Genomic DNA, 17,309 nt, shown 5'->3' on the forward strand with positions numbered 1-17,309 from the left:
ATTCATGGCCCGCTACTTCCCGGTCTTTATGCTGGGCATATTCACTTCGATACTCTCGGTGGCATTGGCGGTGACGCTGTGGGTCGACAGCCACTGGCGCAATCATCCGGACAATCCGCTCTACGCTGTGCTGGGCATTGGCGGGCTGGTAGTGCTGTTGTGCCTGGGTCACATCGCGATGATTCGCGGGCTGAGGGCGATGTGGGGGGTATTGCCGGTGCCGGTGGTTGCCCTGCTGATGGCGTTGAGCATGATCGGGAGCGGTTTGAATCCAGTGATGCTGGTCGCGTCGCTGGTGCTGCCGTTATTGGCGATGCTGGTGTTCAATAGCCAGCGGCATCGAGAGATGCGGCGGCAATTGGTGGCGTTGTGCAAGGCGCGGCGTTAGCCATCGCGGGGCAAGCCCGCTCCCACGCTGGTGATGCTTGCAGTTTTGTTCCCTGCGCGATCTCCTACAAGGATGGCCCTGCATTGATCTGTGGGAGCGGGCTGGCCCCGCGATCGGGCTACAAGTCCGCCACCAGGGCTTCCAGTTGCTCCTGTCGCTCGGCCTGGCTGACCCGCGCCCCGCTATTGAGCGTGGACCACTGCGGATGCGCCCGGGCCTTGCGCAGCGCCTCGGGCAGCTTGCCCTCGCGCCAGCCCTTGTCGTCCGCGGGCGCCAGGCGAATGCTGTCCTGCGCTGCGTGGCCTCGCCCTTCCAGGGCGGTGATCAACTGCTGCTGACGCAACGCCAGCAGGCGCAGCACGGCGTCATCCACCGTCAACTCACGCTGGCCCTTGAGCTTGCCCATCAGGCGCGAGCCGTAGTTGCGCGCGGTCTGCAAGGCGCCGCCGGCGATGGCGCCCGCGAGCGCGGCGGCGCCCAGGGTCAGGCCGCCCACCAGCAGGTCCACCCCTGCGCCCGCCGCAGCACCGGCGGCCACGCCGCTGCCCAGGCGCACGCCGAGCAGCTTCAGGGTCTCCGGGTTGAACAGGTCGTCGCCCCAGCGGCCGTCAAGCAGCGGCAGGTCACCGGCATTGGCGTCCTCGCGGCGGAACGCATAGAGCTTGAGCAGCGCCTCGACACAGCGCTGTTCGCGCTGGCGCACATCCTGGCGCAGGGCTTCGATGGCCCGCGCCTCGGCGGCAGGCTCCGCCTCGACGCTGCGCCGGCAGGCGGCGCAATCGAGCAGCAGCTCGGCGACCAGGCGCTTGCTGCTGTGGCGGCGGGCCAGGCGTTGGGCCTGTTGGTCGTCGATCAGCCGTTGCAGCGCCGGGCGGGCATCTTCCAGCAGCAGTGCCAGGCTTTCGTAGAGGCGGCGCTCGCCGTCCTCGGGTGGGGCCACGCTGTCGAAACGCACCAGCGCATGCAGGCCCAGGCGCGCCAAGGCCTCGCGCCATTCGGGCTCGCGGTGCTGGCTGCTGGCGACGAAGTTGAGCACCGGCAGCAGCGGCTTGCCGCAACCGGCCAGCACTTCCAGTTCGTCGCGGTATTTGGCCAGCACTGGTTCACGGGCGTCGATCACATAGAGGCCGGCGTTGCTCGCCAGTAGCTGGCGCAGCACCTTGGCTTCCTGTTCGAAGCGCTGGCGCGCCTCGCTGCCCTGGAGGAAACGCTCCAGGCGGGCTGGGCCGTCCAGGCGCTCGCCCGGGCGTTCGAGGCGCTCCAGGTAGTCGAGCAGGGCGATGGCGTCTTCCAGGCCAGGGGTGTCGTACAGCTCCAGCAGCGGCTCGCCGTCCACCGACAGGCGTGCGCCTTCCACATGCCGGGTGGTGCTGGGGCGGTGCGAGACCTCGCCGAAGCCGACGTCGCGGGTGAGGGTGCGCAGCAGCGAGGTCTTGCCGACGTTGGTGTGGCCGACCACGGCCAGTTTCAGCGGCTCAGTCATGGCCATGCTCCAGCCAGGTCACGGGCGAGGTGTCGGCGTGGGTCAGGCCCAGGCGGTCGAGGGCCTCGTGCCAGTCGCCCAGGCGTGCCGCGTCCAGGGCCTGGCCCGGTTGCGCCTGCAGCAGCCAGATACGGGTGGCACCGGCATTGCGCGCCAGCTCGGCGAGCAACGCCAGGCTGCCGCGATCTGGCGAGCGGCGTGGGTCGCAGGCGATGGCCAGGCGCGCCGGAGGGAAGCGGCCCAGTTGCTCGAGCAGCTTGTTGCGCGATTCGCGGCTGTCGAGCACGCCGGCGTGGGTGACCGACCGAGGCAGGGTGGGTGGCCATGGGCGCTGGTCGTCCAGCTCCAGGCCGACCAGCAAGGCGCCGCTGCTGCCGCTTTCCAGCTGGCCTGCTTCGAAGCGCGGCAGGGCGTCGGGGGCGGGGTCCTGCACGCCGATGCGTTCGCTGCGCGGCATCAGCGCGTCGCGCAGTTGGGCGTAGCCGGGCAGGTCGAGGTCCAGCGCCAGCCGCTCTCGGCCCTGGCGCCAGCGCCACAGGCACAGCGCGGCCAGCGCCAGGCGCGGCAGCAGGCCGTAGACCAGGACCACGCCAAGTAGCCAGCTGGCCCAGGCCTGGCGTGCCAGATCAAGTGCCGGCAGGGTGTCGCCGCTGGCGCGGATCATGGTTTCGTCCGGCACGGCAAAGCCGAGCAGCGAGGGCAGGGCGCCAAGGGCCTGGGTCAGGCTGATGAAGGGTTCTGCGGCGAGCAGCGTGGTTTCCCAGACGAACCCGTAGCGTCGGGTCGCCAGCAGGGCCAGGAGCATGCCCAGCGCGGCGAGCATCGCCAGCAGCCACAGGCCATGCACCAGCAGGCCGAGCAACCAGCGGTTCAGGCGCTGGCGCTGCAACAGCACCAGCAGCGCCGGGGCCAGTTGCGCGGCCTTGGCGTCACGGGCCAGGCGCTCGCTCAGCCACAGCCACAGGCGGCCCAGCGCTGCGCCTTGCTCGCCGGCGAAAAAGAAGCCCACGGCCCAGCCGAAGAGCAGTATGAGGTTAAGCCCAAGCAAGCTGCCCAAGGCCCAGAATACGTTCACCGGGCGCTGCCCGTCGCCCAGAGCCGCCAGGCCCAGGCCGGCGCCGCTGAGCACGGCCAGGACCATCAGCGCCAGCAACGCCAGGCGCGCGCCCTGCTTCCAGTGGCGCAGTGCCGTGTCCATGCCGTCGCGTTCGGCCAGCCACAGGGCGCGGGCCTCGATGCGGGTAGCGAGGTCGCCGCCTTGCTGGCGGGCGCGACGGTTGGCTTCCTGGTCCTCCAGGGGACCGGCGTGTTCCTCGCGCAGGCGTATTGCTTCGGTTAGCCAGCGCTTGTCGAGTGGAGTCGGTGCCGTCACAAGCTCTTCCATTGCACAGGTCAGGGGAGAAGCATAACCCACGCGCCCGGTGCTATCCTCGCCGGCATGAACACATCACTCCCCCTCAGCCTGATCGCGGCGCTCGCCGAGAACCGTGTGATCGGCATCGACAACTCCATGCCCTGGCACCTGCCGGGGGATTTCAAGTACTTCAAGGCCACCACCCTGGGCAAGCCGATCATCATGGGGCGCAAGACCTGGGATTCGCTGGGCCGGCCGCTGCCGGGGCGGTTGAATATCGTCGTCAGCCGTCAGTCCGGGCTGCAACTGGAAGGTGCCGAGGTGTTCGCTTCGCTGGAGGAAGCCCTGGTGCGTGCCGAGCAATGGGCGCGGGAGCAGGGCGTCGGCGAGCTGATGCTGATCGGTGGCGCGCAGCTGTATGGGCAGGCGCTGGATAAAGGGCTGGTGAGCCGGATGTACCTGACCCGGGTGGAGCTGTCGCCGGAGGGCGATGCCTGGTTCCCAGCGTTCGATCGCGGACAGTGGCAACTGAGCTCGAGTGAGCCGCAACCTGCCGAGGGGCAGGGGCCGGTTTATCACTTCGAAGTCTGGGACAAGGTCTGAAAACCTGGGGCTGCTGCGCAGCCCATCGCGGGGCAAGCCCGCTCCTACAGGTTTGCGCTGGGCGGCCGTGGTGAAGCGCGGTCGTTACAATTGCGAACAAATATCATCTTCTGCTAGCGTTCGCTCCTCTTGAGACTCAGAGCCAGGATGTGCCGTGTCTTCGTGGAACAAGCAGATCGCCCGGTTGTTCACCGAGCACAAGAAGGCCCTCGAGGCGTTCGTTGCACGGCGCACCGGCAGCACCCAGGTGGCCGCCGACCTGACCCAGGAGTCCTTCCTGCGTCTGGCGCGGCTGCCCGCCGACAAGCAGATCGACAACCTGCCGGCCTTCCTCTTCACGATTGCCAGCAACCTGGTGCGCGATCATCAGCGCCAGGCCATTCGCCGCGAGCGCCTGGATGGCGGCGAGCCCAGCGAGGAGCTGGCCAGTGACACACCCGGTGCCGAAGACCAGCTGGCCGCGCAGCAGGAACAGGCGCTGATGCAGGCGGCGATCCAGGCACTGCCCGAGGCGACCCGGCACATCTTCCTGCTCTATCATGTTGACGGTTGCACCTACCGCGAGATCGGCGAGCGCCTGCAGGTCACGCCACGCAGCGTCGAGTACCAGCTGCGGCGGGCGTTGCTCGACTGCCGTGCCTTCATCCAGGCTCGGCTGGCCGGTGACGCGAGGGGGCAACGTCCATGAGCCGTCATCCCGAGAGTGCGACCGATCCCATGAGCGACCTGCCCGAAAGCGAGCGCCTGTTCGCCGAAGCCACGGCCTGGTATTACCGCCTGCACGCCGAGGACGTCACCCTGGCCGAACGCCAGGCGTTCGCCGTCTGGCGGGCGCAGGGGCAGGCTCATGCCAAGGCCTGGGAGGAAGTGCTCGACCTGCTGGGCGCCCTGCAAGCCCCGGCCAGGCGCCTGCGCGAGCAGCAGCAGACCGCCTGGCGTGCTCCCCGGCGGCGCACTTGGCCCAAGCTGGCGAGTGCTGCCGCGGCCGTGCTGCTGCTGGGAGTTCTGGTCGTCCAAACACCCTGGCCAGACCGCTGGCGCGCCGATTACGCCACCACCACTGGCGAGACGCGCAGCTTGCAGCTGGAGGACGGCTCGCGGATCCAGCTCAACACCGACAGCGCCCTGCAGGTCGAGCTGGCTGCGGACGAGCGGCGTGTCCGTTTGTTGCGCGGCGAGGCCTGGTTCGAGGTGACCCGCGACCCGGCCCGGCCGTTCGTGGTGCGGGCCGGCGAGGGCTGGGTGCGGGTGGTCGGCACGCGTTTCAGCGTCGCCGAGGCGGATGGACAGACCCGTGTGCAACTGGCCCAGGGCAAGGTCGAGGTCCGTGCCGGCGCCGGCCAGGGCGTGTTCCTCGAGCCCGGGCAGGCGGTGGAGTACACGGCCAGCGGGCCGGGTGTGGTGCATGGCTTCGAGCCTGGACGGGCTTTCGCCTGGCGTGAGCGGCAACTGGTGTTCAGCCAGCAGCCTTTGGGCGCAGTGGTTGCCGAGCTCAACCGCTACTGGCCCGGGCAGACCCTGGTGCTGGGCGACGGCCTGCGCCAGCGCAAGGTTTCCGGGGTGTTCGACATCGACAAGCCGGATGCCGTGCTCAAGGCCCTGACCCACACCTTGGGCGTGCGCGCCGAACAGTACACGGCCTACCTGCGCATCCTTCGTGAAGGCTGACTGAAAATATTTTCGGGGATTCCCGCTCGACCGACGTCCTTGATTTCGTAGGCGCAAATAATAAGCACTCTCAGACAGTGCCGCGCCAGTCGATGACTTGAACGATCTCGGGGAGCCTCACTGATGAAAACCACCGCCACTCGGGCCGTGCTCGGCCTGGCCATCGCGCTTGGCAGCACCGCGCTGCCCGGACCTGGACAGGCCCAGGCCCAGGCCGCCGCCCAGGCGCAGGTCTACCGTTTCGACATTCCGGCGCAGTCGCTGGACTCGGCCCTGGCGGCCTTCAGTGCGGTCACACGGATCCAGGTCCTGGTACCGGGCGAATTCACCCAGGGTCTGCGCTCATCGGGGCTGAGCGGCAGTTATCCACAGGACCAGGCGCTGGCCCGCCTGCTTCAGGGCACCGGCCTGAGCGCCGCCTACATCGACGGTGACAGCGTCACCCTGGAGCGCCAGCGCACCTCGGGCGACAACCCACTGCAACTGGGTGCGGTGAAGATCGACAGCAGCCAGCTGGGCGCCACCACCGAAGGTTCGGGTTCCTACACCACGGGTGCGCTGACCATCGGCAAGGGCGAGCAGAAGCTCAAGGATATCCCGCAGTCGGTCTCGGTGATGACCCGCCAACGCCTGGACGACCAGAACATGAACAGCCTGCAAGATGCCATGCGGCAGGTGACCGGCACCACGATCAAGAGCTACAACACCGGCTCCAACCTCAATGACGTGTACATGCGCGGCTTCCCGGTCGACATGGTGCAGGTCGATGGTGTCACCCAGCCCACCGGGCAGGGCGACATGGCCACGGCCTTCGACCTGGCGATGTACGACCGTGTCGAAGTGCTGCGCGGGCCGTCCGGCCTGTACCAGGGCGCGGGCGAGCCCGGCGGGACCATCAACCTGGTGCGCAAGCGGGCGCTGGGGCAGTTCGCCCTGTCCGGCGAGCTGTCGGCGGGCACCTATGACCGCTACCACTCCACGGTGGATGTCACCGGGCCGCTGAACAGCGACGGCAGCCTGCGCGGGCGCTTCATCACCGCCTACGAGAACAACCAGGCCTTCGTCGACTACGCCCAGAACGAGCGCCCGATGATGTACGGGCGCCTGGAATACGACCTGTCACCGGCCACCACCCTGACCCTGGGCGGCGCCTACCAGCGCAACAAGTCGGTGCCCGCGTTCGGCCTGCCGGCCTACGACAGCGGCAAGCTGCTCGACGTCAAGCGCTCGACCTTCGTCGACGCCAAGTGGAACGAACTGGACGAGCGGGTCTGGGAAAGCTTCTTCGAGGTCGATCATGCGCTGGACGACGGCGGCCAGTTCAAGACTTCGTTGACCTACCGCGACGCCGAGACGCCAACGCGCGACTTCACCTGGACCGATGGTTCGGTGAACCCCGAGACCGGTGCCAGCTCGGCGGTGGCCTACAACTACTACACCCACATCAAGACCCTGGGCCTGGACAGCTTCGTGACGCGACCGTTCGAGGCGTTCGGGCGCACCCACGAGCTGACGGTGGGTGCCGACTACCAGCATGTGGACAAGGATTTCCGCTACGGTGGCCGGGAGTGGTTCGACATCAACGTGTTCGACCCGGGCAGCATCGACATCCCCAGGATCGATTACGTGATGGACAACGGCAACTCGTCCAAGTCGAACCAGTACGGGCTGTATGCTCGTACCAAGGTCAGTGCCAACAACTGGCTGGACGTGATCCTCGGCAGCCGGGTGATCTGGTTCGACAGCGATGGCCACAACGCCAACCCGTTCTTCAACGAATTCTCCGACCCACACAGTAGCGTTCGGCGCAAGGTGATCCCCTACGGTGCGCTGGTCGCCAAGCTCACCCCAGAGCTGTCGGCGTATGCCAGCTACACGACCGTCTACAAGCCGCAGACGCAGATGGCCGGCGGCAACAGCACGGTGGAGCCGCGCGAGGGCAAGCAGTACGAGCTGGGCCTGAAGCGGGAGTTCTTCGACGGTCGCCTGAACGGCAGTGTGTCGGTGTTTCGCATCTACGACGAGAACCGCGCCCAGCAGATCGGCCAGACGCCGTTCTACGAGGCCCAGGCCAAGGTGCGCAGCCAGGGTTGGGAAACCGAGCTGTCCGGCAACCTGACCGACAACTGGAGCGTCAGCACCGGCTACGCCTTCACGCGGCTGGAGTCGGGGCGCCAGGCCGACTATCAGGGCATCAGCATCACGCCCAAGCACAACTTCAACGTGTGGACGCGCTATGCGTTCGCCGATGGGCCGCTGGAAGGGTTCAGTGTCGGTGGCGGCGTGCGGGTGGTCAGTTCCACCTACTACACGCGCAATGGCGTGGACTTCGTCCAGGGCGGCTACAGCGTGGCCACGGCGCAGGTGGGGTATCGCTTCAACAAGCATCTGTCGGCGACGCTGACCGCCAACAACCTGTTCGACCGGGTGTACTACGAGCGCGTGGACAGTGCGTGGGGCTCGAACTTCTATGGCGAGCCGCGCAACTTCACGTTGTCGTTGCGGGCGGCGTACTGAGCCTGAATCGCCGGGGCTGCTTTGCAGCCCTTTCCGGCCGGTCCGACGCCTCGGCGAGGCCGCTCCTACAGGGATCGCATACCCCCTGTAGGAGCGGCCTCGCCGAGGCGTCGGACCGGCCGGAAAGGGGCGCAAAGCGCCCCCGACAATATCTCAGGAGTGACTCAGTTCCGCATGCTCGTCGCCGCCCAGCACCTGCTGGTCGGTCTGCTTGAGCAACTGGCTGGTAACCACCCCCGCCATCATCGAACCATTCACGTTCAGCGCCGTACGCCCCATGTCGATCAGCGGCTCCACCGAGATCAGCAAGGCCACCAGCTCCACCGGCAAGCCCATGGCCGGCAGCACGATCAGCGCGGCGAAGGTCGCCCCGCCACCCACGCCGGCCACACCGGCCGAACTCAGGGTGACGATGGCCACCAGAGTGGCGATCCACAGCGGGTCGAAGGTATTGATGCCCACGGCCGGGGCAACCATCACCGCAAGCATCGCCGGGTACAGCCCGGCGCAGCCGTTCTGGCCGATGGTCGCGCCGAACGAGGCGCTGAAGCTGGCGATCGACTGCGGCACACCCAGGCGTTGCGTCTGCGCCTCGATGTTCAGCGGAATGCTGGCGGCGCTGGAGCGGCTGGTGAAGGCGAAGGTCAGCACCGGCCACACCTTGCGCAGGAAGCGCAGGGGGCTGACGCCGGTCAGCGCCAGGATCACCCCGTGGACCACGAACATCAGGCCCAGGCCGATGTACGACACCACCACGAAGCTGCCCAGCTTGAGGATGTCCTCGAGGTTGGAGCTGGCCACCACCTTGGTCATCAAGGCCAGCACGCCATAGGGGGTGAGTTTCATCACCAGGCGCACCAGGCGCATCACCCAGGCCTGCAGCACATCGATGGCCGACAGGGCGCGCTCGCCCTTGTCCTTGTCGTCCTTGATCAGCTGCAGCGCGGCCAGGCCCAGGAACACGGCGAAGATCACCACGCTGATGATCGAGGTCGGCTTGGCCCGGGCCAGGTCGCCCACCGGGTTGGTCGGGATGAACGACAGCAGCAGCTGCGGGATGTTGAGGTCGGCGACCTTGCCCGCGTAGTCGTTGTGGATGGCTTGCAGGCGGGCGCTTTCCTGGGCACCGGCCACCAGCCCTTCGGCATTGAGGCCGAACAGGTTGGTCAGGACGATGCCGATCAGCGCGGCGATGGCGGTGGTCAGCAGCAGGGCGCCAATGCTCAGCACGCTGATCCGGCCCAGGCTCGAGGCGTTGTGCAGGCGCGCCACGGCGCTGAGGATCGAGGCGAAGATCAGCGGCATGACGATCATCTGCAGCAGGCCGACATAGCCGTTACCGACCAGGTCGAGCCAGCCGAGGGTGGCCTTGAGCACCGGGTGGCCGGCGCCATAGATCGTGTGCAGGACCAGGCCGAACACCACGCCCAGCACCAGGCCCAACAGCACTTTCTTGGCCAGGCTCCAGTCGGTGCGGCGGGTTTGCGCCAGGCCCAGCAGCAGGGCCAGGAACGCCAGCAGGTTGAGTGACAGCGGCAGGTTCATTGAAGCTCCAGGAAAAGGCAAAAGAGGCATCGCCTCTGTGAGCGATTACGAACGGAAATGCTAACAGCCTGAAAACAAACGAATTTATACCTAAAAGTAATTTGCATAGTCGTTTATGGAATAACGTCTGGTCGTTTTTGGCAATGAACATGACGTTTGCGGTTGTCTCGGGGTCGCTCACGCATGCCTGTTTGTCACAAATCAGGTCTAGGGTTGAGCGGCCACGTCTTTTGGAGAACCGCACATGATGTCTGCTCCGAGAATCCTTGCCGGCGGCCTGGCCCTGTTGCTGAGCGCCAGCAGCTGGGCGGCCACCGAGCTCAAGCATTGGCCCGCCGAGGCCGCGCAGAAGCTCGACGCGATGATTGCCGCCAACGCCAACAAGGGTAACTACGCGGTGTTCGACATGGACAACACCAGCTATCGCTTCGACCTCGAGGAAGCGCTGCTGCCGTTCATGGAGAACAAGGGCCTGCTGACCCGCGACAAGCTCGACCCCTCGCTCAAGCTGATCCCGTTCAAGGACACCGCCGAGCACAAGGAGAGCCTGTTCAGCTACTACTACCGCCTGTGCGAACTCGACGACATGGTCTGCTACCCCTGGGTAGCCCAGGTGTTCTCGGGCTTCACCCTCAAGGAGCTGAAGCAGCAGGTCGACGAGCTGATGGCTTCGGGCAAGCCGATCCCCAGCACCTATTTCGAGGGGGATCAGGTCAAGACCATCGAGGTGCAACCGCCCAAGGTGTTCACCGGCCAGGCCGAGCTGTACAACAAGCTGATGGAGAACGGCATCGAGGTCTATGTGATTTCCGCGGCCTCCGAAGAGCTGGTGCGCATGGTCGCCGCCGATCCCAAGTACGGCTACAACGTCAAACCGCAGAACGTGATCGGCGTGAGCCTGCTGCTCAAGGACCGCGCCAGTGGCCAGATGACCACGGCGCGCAAGCAGATCACTGCGGGGCAGTACGATCCCAAGGCCAATGAAGGCCTGGAACTGACCCCGTACCTGTGGACCCCGGCCACCTGGATGGCCGGCAAGCAGGCGGCCATCCTCACTTACATCGATGAGTGGAAGAAGCCGGTGCTGGTGGGCGGCGATACCCCGACCAGCGATGGTTACATGCAATTCCATGGTGTGGATGTGGGCAAAGGCGGCATCCACCTGTGGATAAATCGCAAGGCCAAGTACATGGACCAGTTGAACGGCATGATCGCCAAGAACGCGGCGGCCCAGGCCAGGGAAGGGTTGCCGGTGACTGCGGACAAGAACTGGGTGATCGTGACGCCGGAGCAGATTCAGTAACAAGTCGTCATGGCCCTGTCGCGGGGCTTGCCCCGCGATAGCGACAGACCAGGTCAGTCAGGATTAGGCACAATGCCCACACCCACCCAGATCATCAGCGACACCTTCGCCCTCTACGAGCGCCACGGCAGTGCCGATTACATCGGCGAAGCCATCACCCAGATCGAGCACATGTCCCAGGCCGCCCAGTTGGCCATGCAGGAGGGCTACGACGACGAAGTGGTCCTCGCCGCCTTCTTCCACGACATCGGCCACCTGTGCGAGGGCGAGGACATGGGCGGCTATGGCATCGTCAGCCATGAACGTATCGGTGCCGAGTACCTGCGCCGCTGCGGCTTCAGCGAGCGACTGGCGCGGCTGGTGCAGTATCACGTCGAGGCCAAGCGCTACCTGACCTTGCGCCAGCCCGGTTACTACGATCGCCTGAGCGAGGCCAGCCGGCGCACGCTGGCGTACCAGGGCGGGGTGATGAGCGACAGCGAAGCCGATGCTTTCGAGGCCGATCCTCTATTCCGGGTGAGTCTGCGCCTGCGCGAGTGGGACGAGATGGCGAAGCTGACCGGGGTGCCGGTGATGGATCTGGAGGTGCTGAAGAGTAAGGCTTTGGCGGTACTTTGATCGATTCGTTGTTTTCAAGGTGTTCGGCGTTAGAGTTGCAGCGCCTATCAGATCGAGCGCCGCCCGCGCGGCGCATCGCGGATGAATCCGCTCCTACATCTATTGCAACGTGGCCATGCCTGATAGGCCATGGTTGTCAGCCTTGTGCGCTCGACGCGATTTTTCGGCGGGCATTGCTGCCGCCCCACCTGCCTCAAGCCTTGCGCCAAGGTTGGCAACCATAGCCAGACAGGTTCGGCACGTTGCAACAAATGTAGGAGCGGCCTTGTGCCGCGATGCGCCGCGCGGGCGGCGCTCGATCTGATAGGCGCTGCAAGGGTAACGGCGGACACCTGAAGGCCCTCGCTCGGTCAAAACCCTGAAAGGCTTGGCCGCAAGATCCCGCATCACTTCTCCAGATGCTCATGCTGTGCCTCTTACCATACTTCCCTTCCTGGCAGCCCACTCGTCGCAATAGTGGGTATGGTGTTGATAAACGTCGCTCGGTGGTTATACTAACCACCGAGCGGCCAGCCCAAGGAATGGGTTCATGAACAGCCGTGAAATGATTTCAGTGATCGAGGCGGATGGCTGGTACCTGGTGCGTTCGAAAGGCAGCCACCATCACTTCAAGCATCCCGAAAAGCCAGGCCTGGTCACCATCCCGCATCCAAAGAAAGACCTGCTGCCGGCCACTGCGGCCAGCATCCTGCGCCAGGCGCGAATCGGCTATGCCAGTTGACGAGGAGACCCATCACCATGTTGTTCCCCATTGCGATTCTCCCCGGTGACGATCAACACGCCTGGGGTGTTGAAGTCCCTGACATCCCGGGCTGTTTCTCGGCCGGCGAAGACCTCGACAACGCCATCGCCATGGCCCGCGAAGCCATCGAAGGCCACCTCGAACTGCTGGCCCAGGACCAGCAGGAGATCCCCAAGGCCAGCCTGGTCAGCGTACACGCAGCCAATCCGTCCTATGCCGGTTGTACCTGGGCGCTGATCGATATAGACATCACCCGTTACCTGGGCAAGGCCGAGAAGCTCAACATCACACTGCCGGCGTACCTGCTCACCCGCATCGACTCGTATGTGCAGAACCACCCGGAGCACAAGAGTCGCTCGGGTTTCCTGGCCGAGGCGGCGCTGAGGATTTTGCAGGGTGATTGCAAGTGATCAGCGGCTTGCATCCAAGGGCAGTCGCACACTGTCGGTACTCCAGCAGCAGCTCGCTGCCAGGATTGGTCGCGATAAGCTGGGCGATGCTCAGCCCCAAACCGCACTGGTCGGACTATGCGATCTGCAACGCCTTGGCCAAGTACCCATTGACCGGCGACACCTGTGACAGCCTCAACTGGCGATCAAGTGACTACATGTGTCAGGCCAGGGGATAGATGAGGCAGTAACGGACAAGCGCCTGCTCGATGCTTTGCTTCTGCCTCAAGACCAGCTCAACGGCCACCACTCGCCCGTCCTCGACGATCTCGTAGAACACACGGTAACCCGCAAGATTCAGTTCCCGGTAGTGCGCCACGCCCAGCTCGCTGGCCTGAGGACTGATGGGATAGGCGGCGGGGGCCATCGAGAGCTTGTGCTCAATGGCATCGATCAGGTTGGTGATCGTGTCGAGTGCTGCCGCGGCGCCGTTGTAGACCGCCAGATGATGAACCTGGTCCTCAAGGCTTTGTGACGCGGAGTCGGTGAAACGAATACTTGGCTTGGCCATGCGTTATCGCTTAGTCCTCGGCGAACTTCCTGGAAAGACGCGCCTTGAGATCGTCCGCAGAGCTGTGTTTGCCTTGAGCGTACTCGCGTGAGCCCATGGCCAGAAGCTTGACCAGGGCGATGGCTTCGTCGCGACGTTTGCGATCTGCATAGGATTCAATCACATACGCGGGTGTGCCATTCTGGGTGACCACCATGGGCTCTTCCAGGTCGAGGTCTGCGGCATGGCGCTTCAGGTAGCTGATAGTTTCGACTCTCATCTGAGTGTCCTCGAGTGCAGTGGAATGCATCGTAGTCCAAATTCAGACTGAATCAAGACCGTAGGTCTGGCAAGCCGCGTCAGCCAGTATTCGATGGGCGATCCACATGGCTGTCGATTGGCCTGTCAAGGCGATCATCCAATTGGTTCCAATCCTCCCCGAACAACTCCACCGGATGCATGGTCCGGTCCGCGCCGTTGCCGCACGCCAGCGCCTTGGCCGGGCAGTACAGGTCGCAGCCCCAGCAGATCCGTTCGGGATGGCTGGGGTTGTTGGGAAATCGCTTGGCCATGTCTCCCTCCATGAAGTGAATGCCTGCGCTCAGGCTATGCCGCGCATGGCCAAGGGGCTTGATCGGGGTCAATGCCGCTAGCTGATCGGCCCGGGCGCCTGCACCTGTTTCATCAGGTCGTCGTTCCAGCGCCCCTCGACCTGCACATGCGCGGCGGCGCCGAGCATCACCGCTTCGATCAGGTTGTGGTTGAGGTAGGTGTACAGCCCGGGCTGGCGGAAGGTGTACAACGCAGCGCCTGCCGCGCCGCCGGGGATGAACCAGGTCTCCAGGTTGCGCTGCGGCGGGTTGGCGAACTTGCCCGAGGCCCAGACATAGTCGCCATGGCCGCCGATCAGGTGCGGGCGAGTGTCGCGGTTGGCCTGGGAATGGACGATCAGCACAGTCTCGCCGACCTTTGCGGTGAGCGCCTGCTTGCCGGTCAGGGCACCGACGCTGCCGTTGAACACCACATGGCTGGGCACCAGCCCTTTCATCAGCTGGCTCATGTCGCCGAAGCTGGCCATGGGGTTGGCGTAGCGCTTGTACTTGCCGTCCTTGTCGCGGGGGATGTAGTAGTCCTGCTCGCCGATGTACCAGACCTTGTCGTAGCGCAACGGCTGGCCCTCGGGGTCCTTCAGGCCGTCGCGGGGCAGGACCATGATCGCGCCGTTCATGCCGCACACCACATGCCAGGGAATCATCGCCCCACCCGGTGCGCAGTGATACACGAACACCCCGGCACGGTCGGCCTTGAAGCGCAGCTTCACCTGCTCGCCGGGCTTCACGTGGGTCAGCTCGCCGCCGCCGAGGGCGCCGGTGGAGGCGTGGAAGTCGATGTTGTGCATCATGCTGTTGCTGGCTGGGTTGACCAGGGTGAGTTCCACGTAGTCACCCTCATGCACCACCATCAGCGGGCCGGGAACCGAGCCGTTGAAGGTCATGGCGTGGATGTAGGCGCCGACGGTGTCGATGGCCAGCTCCTTCTCTTCGATGACCATGCGGAACTCGACGATCCGCGGCTTGCCCTCGGCACGCTGGGTATGAGCGTGGACTTGCGGCGGCGCCACCAGCTCGACACTGACACGCTCCAGTTTCGCTAGGTCAACCGCCGGGTCCTGGCCCGGTACGGCGGTCGCGGCCTTTGCCAGGCCGCTGCCAAGCGCCGAGGCGCCGACGCCCAGCAACACGGTACCGGCCAGTATGCCGCGCCGGGTCAGGGACACGCCTTGTTGCTCGTTCATGGGACTTCTCCTTAAGTCGACGAAAGCCGTCGGGCACAGGAATAGCCGCTTTGAATGTATGGTTTATTGAGCGAAAACAAGAAGTGGGTGGGGTGGGCGATGTGTCGCAGGTGGGAAGCCGACGTTCAGGCTGCCATGTCGGCTCATTCTACGAAGGGTTGGAGATGGTTTCCTCGGTTCGTCAGCGGTAGAGTCTCTGTGGATAGATAATCATGGGGTAGCTAATGAATCCGAATCTCAATGAATTGAACATGGGTATCGAGTACGTTTCGAGGCACCCAGACGTGCCCTCGATTTACATCTATGCCAGTCGATTTGCCGTGGCCGAGAATCCGGAAGTCGGGTTCTGCGAGTATGAGATTCTTGGGTCGACGCCATTTGGCGCGCTGGAGAAGTTTGGAAACTACAGGCGGGTCAGGCTGAAAACGCTCACCGGACCTGTCCATATGGGCAGAATTTCGGTACAGCTTGTGGATGAACCAGGCACGAATAAAGTGAACGAAATGGGATCATGCACCATTCACATGAACCTGCCGCCAGTCAATAACGTGAAGGGCTAACAACCGACACGCTCAAGACAAAGACATACATCATTGGCCCGTCTTTATGTCGCGCTGCAGGTTGCTTAATTAGCGCTGGCTACCCTCGGAATCCGACGGAACGCCAAAACGAAAAAAACCGCCATAAGGCGGGTTTTTCGGGGGTTCCAGAGATTGTGAAAGCTTTCTATGGAACCTTGAATGGTGTGACAAAAAAGGTGACAAAAAAGGGGACAGATTTATTTAATGGCATCAGTGGTTTGCCGCAGACATGAGTTGTAGTTTTTTGCTGGTTGGTCCTCATCAAAGGTGCGGCTTTACAACCCCCGCAAGAACGCGCCCGCTCAGATGTGCCTCCCCGATGCTGTGGATACCCTAGCAGCCGGTTCGTAGCGGTTGATGTATCGCCAAATTGGCGATACGATCAAGCCATGTCTACCAAACATCGATTTCGCGACAAGTACCGAATCGAGCTAAGGGAAAGAGATCATCTCCCACCCCATGTCCACCTTACGGGAGGTGGAGTGGATGTGGTGATCAGTCTGGAATTTGTGACGGTTACCCAAGGCAGAGCACCTGCCAAAGTGGTGCAAGAAGCCCTGGCTTGGGTCGCGGCCAATCAGGCCGATTTGTTGGAGGAGTGGATGAAATGGCATCGATGAAACGTCCCCGTCTCAAGGGTGTGCAGCCTCGATTGGGTGCCAGCCTTGAGCTTACTTTTACCAATGGTCAGCATTTCACCCTGGATATGAGCGATGCGCTCAAGACGTATCCGGGATTGGCGCCGCTGTCCAATCGTAAAGCGTTCGAAGGTGTCGTATTGGGCGACGGGGGATGGTCGGTGGAGTGGCCGGCGCTGGATATTCAGATTGGTGCGGATACCCTGCTGCTGGATGCGCTTGCCCAGAACGCCCCTGATGAAAATACCCGCGTTTTCATTCGCTGGCGTTTGCGCCATCGGATGACGCTCGACCAGGCTGCCGAAGCGCTGGGCGTCAGCGCCCGAAGCATCAGCCGCTATAGCAGTGGTCGTGAAGCGGTTCCACGCACATTGGCACTGGCATGCCTGGGGTGGGAGAGTCTGGAGCAGAAGGCTGCCTGATAGGGTGTTTTGAGTCCTGTCGGTGGGGGCTTGAGGTTTCGCTGTTGTGATCCGCGATTGCCGGGGCCGCTTTGCGGCCCATCGCGGCACAAGGCCGCTCCTACAGAAGACGCGGCGCGCTTGCGAAGCCGGTTCTCGGCGCGACATCGCAGCCCCGAAACATGAGCTAGCTCTAAGCCTACGGCCCGAGCTGCGCCCGTGCCTTGTGTGCCAAGGCCCTGTAGTCGTCGATGAAGTCTTGCCTGCAGTCATCCCCGTAGTCCTCGTGGAAACCCATTTGGAATGGCGCCACGCGAATCTCGTTGAATCTCTCATGCCATCCCCCGGCTTGGGTGATGAGGGTGTGGGGGAGAGCTGCATCGAACTGGTCAGCAGTGACATCCAGATTGTGCCCTTCGAGCCTCAGCCAGATATGCCGTTGCTCCGGATCTTCCTTCAGCTCGCCCATCACCACGTCGACGGTAATGCCCTCGTATTCCTCAGATAGAAACCACGCCACCAGCAAGCTTGCGTATTCACAGCAGCCTGTGGGGAACATTGAGAACAGGCGGAAGGCAAACCATTGGGGAGGGGGTTTCCGGAACGCTTTTGAGAACGCCATGGCCGAATGCACAACGCCTTGCTTAAGGCTGGGTAAATTCACCATCTGAGTCACCTCTCGTAGGCAAAACAAAAAAGGCCCACCTTTCGGTGAGCCTTTTGAGTACTACGAA

At 63.9% G+C, this 17,309-nt stretch carries 20 protein-coding genes; 12 read left to right on the forward strand and 8 right to left on the reverse strand.

Features of this window, described 5'->3' with window-relative positions:
• Positions 1-4: 4 nt before the first annotated feature.
• Positions 5-388 (forward strand): hypothetical protein, encoded by a 384-nt coding sequence (locus tag AC0MAZ_RS04735; protein ID WP_475860386.1) that lies wholly within the window; start codon positions 5-7, stop codon positions 386-388.
• 118 nt (positions 389-506) lie between these two features.
• On the opposite strand, the gene AC0MAZ_RS04740 is transcribed toward AC0MAZ_RS04735, so the two are convergent.
• Positions 507-1,871 carry a GTPase/DUF3482 domain-containing protein gene (locus AC0MAZ_RS04740; RefSeq protein WP_475860388.1) on the reverse strand — a complete coding sequence of 455 codons (1,365 nt, stop codon included), beginning with the start codon at positions 1,869-1,871 and terminating at the stop codon, positions 507-509.
• On the reverse strand, positions 1,864-3,255 hold the full coding sequence (locus tag AC0MAZ_RS04745) for a DUF2868 domain-containing protein (protein WP_234561205.1): 1,392 nt from the start codon (positions 3,253-3,255) through the stop codon (positions 1,864-1,866). The genes AC0MAZ_RS04740 and AC0MAZ_RS04745 overlap by 8 nt, the downstream gene beginning before the upstream one ends.
• Before the next feature lie 54 nt (positions 3,256-3,309).
• Here AC0MAZ_RS04745 and AC0MAZ_RS04750 point away from each other — a divergent pair, with 54 nt between their 5' ends.
• The 4 genes from AC0MAZ_RS04750 (at position 3,310) to AC0MAZ_RS04765 (ending at position 8,013) form a co-directional block, all read left to right on the forward strand.
• On the forward strand, positions 3,310-3,828 hold the full coding sequence (locus AC0MAZ_RS04750; protein ID WP_110735414.1) for a dihydrofolate reductase: 519 nt from the start codon (positions 3,310-3,312) through the stop codon (positions 3,826-3,828).
• A 154-nt stretch (positions 3,829-3,982) separates the two neighbouring features.
• Positions 3,983-4,516, forward strand: coding sequence for an RNA polymerase sigma factor (locus AC0MAZ_RS04755; RefSeq protein WP_232854864.1), 534 nt, complete (start codon positions 3,983-3,985; stop codon positions 4,514-4,516).
• Positions 4,513-5,496, forward strand: coding sequence for a FecR family protein (locus tag AC0MAZ_RS04760; RefSeq protein ID WP_232854865.1), 984 nt, complete (start codon positions 4,513-4,515; stop codon positions 5,494-5,496). The genes AC0MAZ_RS04755 and AC0MAZ_RS04760 overlap by 4 nt, the downstream gene beginning before the upstream one ends.
• Before the next feature lie 120 nt (positions 5,497-5,616).
• Positions 5,617-8,013: a TonB-dependent siderophore receptor gene (locus tag AC0MAZ_RS04765; protein ID WP_475861390.1), complete on the forward strand. Its 2,397-nt coding sequence runs from the start codon at positions 5,617-5,619 to the stop codon at positions 8,011-8,013.
• Positions 8,014-8,166: 153 nt separating this feature from the next.
• On the opposite strand, the gene AC0MAZ_RS04770 is transcribed toward AC0MAZ_RS04765, so the two are convergent.
• Entirely contained in the window at positions 8,167-9,558 is a 1,392-nt protein-coding gene (locus AC0MAZ_RS04770; protein ID WP_254465163.1) for an L-cystine transporter, read from the reverse strand.
• Positions 9,559-9,805: 247 nt separating this feature from the next.
• On the opposite strand from AC0MAZ_RS04770, the gene AC0MAZ_RS04775 reads away from it, so the two are divergent.
• From AC0MAZ_RS04775 to AC0MAZ_RS04790, 4 genes are all read left to right on the forward strand, one after another.
• Positions 9,806-10,861, forward strand: a complete 1,056-nt coding sequence (locus AC0MAZ_RS04775; RefSeq protein WP_254465162.1) for an HAD family hydrolase — start codon at positions 9,806-9,808, stop codon at positions 10,859-10,861.
• 72 nt (positions 10,862-10,933) lie between these two features.
• On the forward strand, positions 10,934-11,479 hold the full coding sequence (locus AC0MAZ_RS04780; RefSeq protein WP_232854868.1) for a phosphonate degradation HD-domain oxygenase: 546 nt from the start codon (positions 10,934-10,936) through the stop codon (positions 11,477-11,479).
• 529 nt (positions 11,480-12,008) lie between these two features.
• Positions 12,009-12,200, forward strand: coding sequence for a type II toxin-antitoxin system HicA family toxin (locus AC0MAZ_RS04785; protein ID WP_050703388.1), 192 nt, complete (start codon positions 12,009-12,011; stop codon positions 12,198-12,200).
• A 17-nt stretch (positions 12,201-12,217) separates the two neighbouring features.
• Positions 12,218-12,631 carry a type II toxin-antitoxin system HicB family antitoxin gene (locus AC0MAZ_RS04790; RefSeq protein ID WP_050703389.1) on the forward strand — a complete coding sequence of 138 codons (414 nt, stop codon included), beginning with the start codon at positions 12,218-12,220 and terminating at the stop codon, positions 12,629-12,631.
• 202 nt (positions 12,632-12,833) lie between these two features.
• Here the strand turns inward: AC0MAZ_RS04790 and AC0MAZ_RS04795 are convergent, their stop codons facing one another.
• From AC0MAZ_RS04795 to nirK, 4 genes are all read right to left on the reverse strand, one after another.
• Positions 12,834-13,181: a type II toxin-antitoxin system RelE/ParE family toxin gene (locus AC0MAZ_RS04795; RefSeq protein ID WP_475860394.1), complete on the reverse strand. Its 348-nt coding sequence runs from the start codon at positions 13,179-13,181 to the stop codon at positions 12,834-12,836.
• Positions 13,182-13,191: 10 nt separating this feature from the next.
• Positions 13,192-13,440 (reverse strand): type II toxin-antitoxin system Phd/YefM family antitoxin, encoded by a 249-nt coding sequence (locus AC0MAZ_RS04800; RefSeq protein ID WP_203648638.1) that lies wholly within the window; start codon positions 13,438-13,440, stop codon positions 13,192-13,194.
• A gap of 79 nt (positions 13,441-13,519) precedes the next feature.
• Positions 13,520-13,732, reverse strand: coding sequence for a DUF3079 domain-containing protein (locus tag AC0MAZ_RS04805; RefSeq protein ID WP_203648636.1), 213 nt, complete (start codon positions 13,730-13,732; stop codon positions 13,520-13,522).
• 77 nt (positions 13,733-13,809) lie between these two features.
• Positions 13,810-14,955, reverse strand: coding sequence for a copper-containing nitrite reductase (gene nirK, locus AC0MAZ_RS04810; protein ID WP_475860396.1), 1,146 nt, complete (start codon positions 14,953-14,955; stop codon positions 13,810-13,812).
• Positions 14,956-15,179: 224 nt separating this feature from the next.
• Between nirK and AC0MAZ_RS04815 the strand changes: the two genes are divergently transcribed.
• From AC0MAZ_RS04815 to AC0MAZ_RS04825, 3 genes are all read left to right on the forward strand, one after another.
• Positions 15,180-15,515 carry a hypothetical protein gene (locus AC0MAZ_RS04815; protein ID WP_234563084.1) on the forward strand — a complete coding sequence of 112 codons (336 nt, stop codon included), beginning with the start codon at positions 15,180-15,182 and terminating at the stop codon, positions 15,513-15,515.
• A 410-nt stretch (positions 15,516-15,925) separates the two neighbouring features.
• Positions 15,926-16,156, forward strand: a complete 231-nt coding sequence (locus tag AC0MAZ_RS04820; RefSeq protein ID WP_475860399.1) for a DUF4160 domain-containing protein — start codon at positions 15,926-15,928, stop codon at positions 16,154-16,156.
• Positions 16,144-16,596, forward strand: coding sequence for a DUF2442 domain-containing protein (locus tag AC0MAZ_RS04825; protein WP_475860401.1), 453 nt, complete (start codon positions 16,144-16,146; stop codon positions 16,594-16,596). Before AC0MAZ_RS04820 ends, AC0MAZ_RS04825 begins: the two co-directional genes overlap by 13 nt.
• Before the next feature lie 178 nt (positions 16,597-16,774).
• On the opposite strand, the gene AC0MAZ_RS04830 is transcribed toward AC0MAZ_RS04825, so the two are convergent.
• Positions 16,775-17,242 (reverse strand): hypothetical protein, encoded by a 468-nt coding sequence (locus AC0MAZ_RS04830; RefSeq protein WP_475860403.1) that lies wholly within the window; start codon positions 17,240-17,242, stop codon positions 16,775-16,777.
• Positions 17,243-17,309 lie beyond the last annotated feature (67 nt).

This window comes from Pseudomonas sp. A, from assembly GCF_056270345.1.

Bases quoted from the DNA above. Each gene is read 5' to 3' on its own strand.
- AC0MAZ_RS04735 (WP_475860386.1), top strand. From the start codon at position 5: ATGGCCCGCTACTTCCCGGTCTTTATGCTGGGCATATTCACTTCGATA.
- AC0MAZ_RS04740 (WP_475860388.1), bottom strand. From the start codon at position 1,871: ATGACTGAGCCGCTGAAACTGGCCGTGGTCGGCCACACCAACGTCGGC.
- AC0MAZ_RS04745 (WP_234561205.1), bottom strand. From the start codon at position 3,255: ATGGAAGAGCTTGTGACGGCACCGACTCCACTCGACAAGCGCTGGCTA.
- AC0MAZ_RS04750 (WP_110735414.1), top strand. From the start codon at position 3,310: ATGAACACATCACTCCCCCTCAGCCTGATCGCGGCGCTCGCCGAGAAC.
- AC0MAZ_RS04760 (WP_232854865.1), top strand. From the start codon at position 4,513: ATGAGCCGTCATCCCGAGAGTGCGACCGATCCCATGAGCGACCTGCCC.
- AC0MAZ_RS04770 (WP_254465163.1), bottom strand. From the start codon at position 9,558: ATGAACCTGCCGCTGTCACTCAACCTGCTGGCGTTCCTGGCCCTGCTG.
- AC0MAZ_RS04775 (WP_254465162.1), top strand. From the start codon at position 9,806: ATGTCTGCTCCGAGAATCCTTGCCGGCGGCCTGGCCCTGTTGCTGAGC.
- AC0MAZ_RS04780 (WP_232854868.1), top strand. From the start codon at position 10,934: ATGCCCACACCCACCCAGATCATCAGCGACACCTTCGCCCTCTACGAG.
- AC0MAZ_RS04785 (WP_050703388.1), top strand. From the start codon at position 12,009: ATGAACAGCCGTGAAATGATTTCAGTGATCGAGGCGGATGGCTGGTAC.
- AC0MAZ_RS04790 (WP_050703389.1), top strand. From the start codon at position 12,218: ATGTTGTTCCCCATTGCGATTCTCCCCGGTGACGATCAACACGCCTGG.
- AC0MAZ_RS04795 (WP_475860394.1), bottom strand. From the start codon at position 13,181: ATGGCCAAGCCAAGTATTCGTTTCACCGACTCCGCGTCACAAAGCCTT.
- AC0MAZ_RS04800 (WP_203648638.1), bottom strand. From the start codon at position 13,440: ATGAGAGTCGAAACTATCAGCTACCTGAAGCGCCATGCCGCAGACCTC.
- AC0MAZ_RS04805 (WP_203648636.1), bottom strand. From the start codon at position 13,732: ATGGCCAAGCGATTTCCCAACAACCCCAGCCATCCCGAACGGATCTGC.
- nirK (WP_475860396.1), bottom strand. From the start codon at position 14,955: ATGAACGAGCAACAAGGCGTGTCCCTGACCCGGCGCGGCATACTGGCC.
- AC0MAZ_RS04815 (WP_234563084.1), top strand. From the start codon at position 15,180: ATGAATCCGAATCTCAATGAATTGAACATGGGTATCGAGTACGTTTCG.
- AC0MAZ_RS04820 (WP_475860399.1), top strand. From the start codon at position 15,926: ATGTCTACCAAACATCGATTTCGCGACAAGTACCGAATCGAGCTAAGG.
- AC0MAZ_RS04825 (WP_475860401.1), top strand. From the start codon at position 16,144: ATGGCATCGATGAAACGTCCCCGTCTCAAGGGTGTGCAGCCTCGATTG.
- AC0MAZ_RS04830 (WP_475860403.1), bottom strand. From the start codon at position 17,242: ATGGTGAATTTACCCAGCCTTAAGCAAGGCGTTGTGCATTCGGCCATG.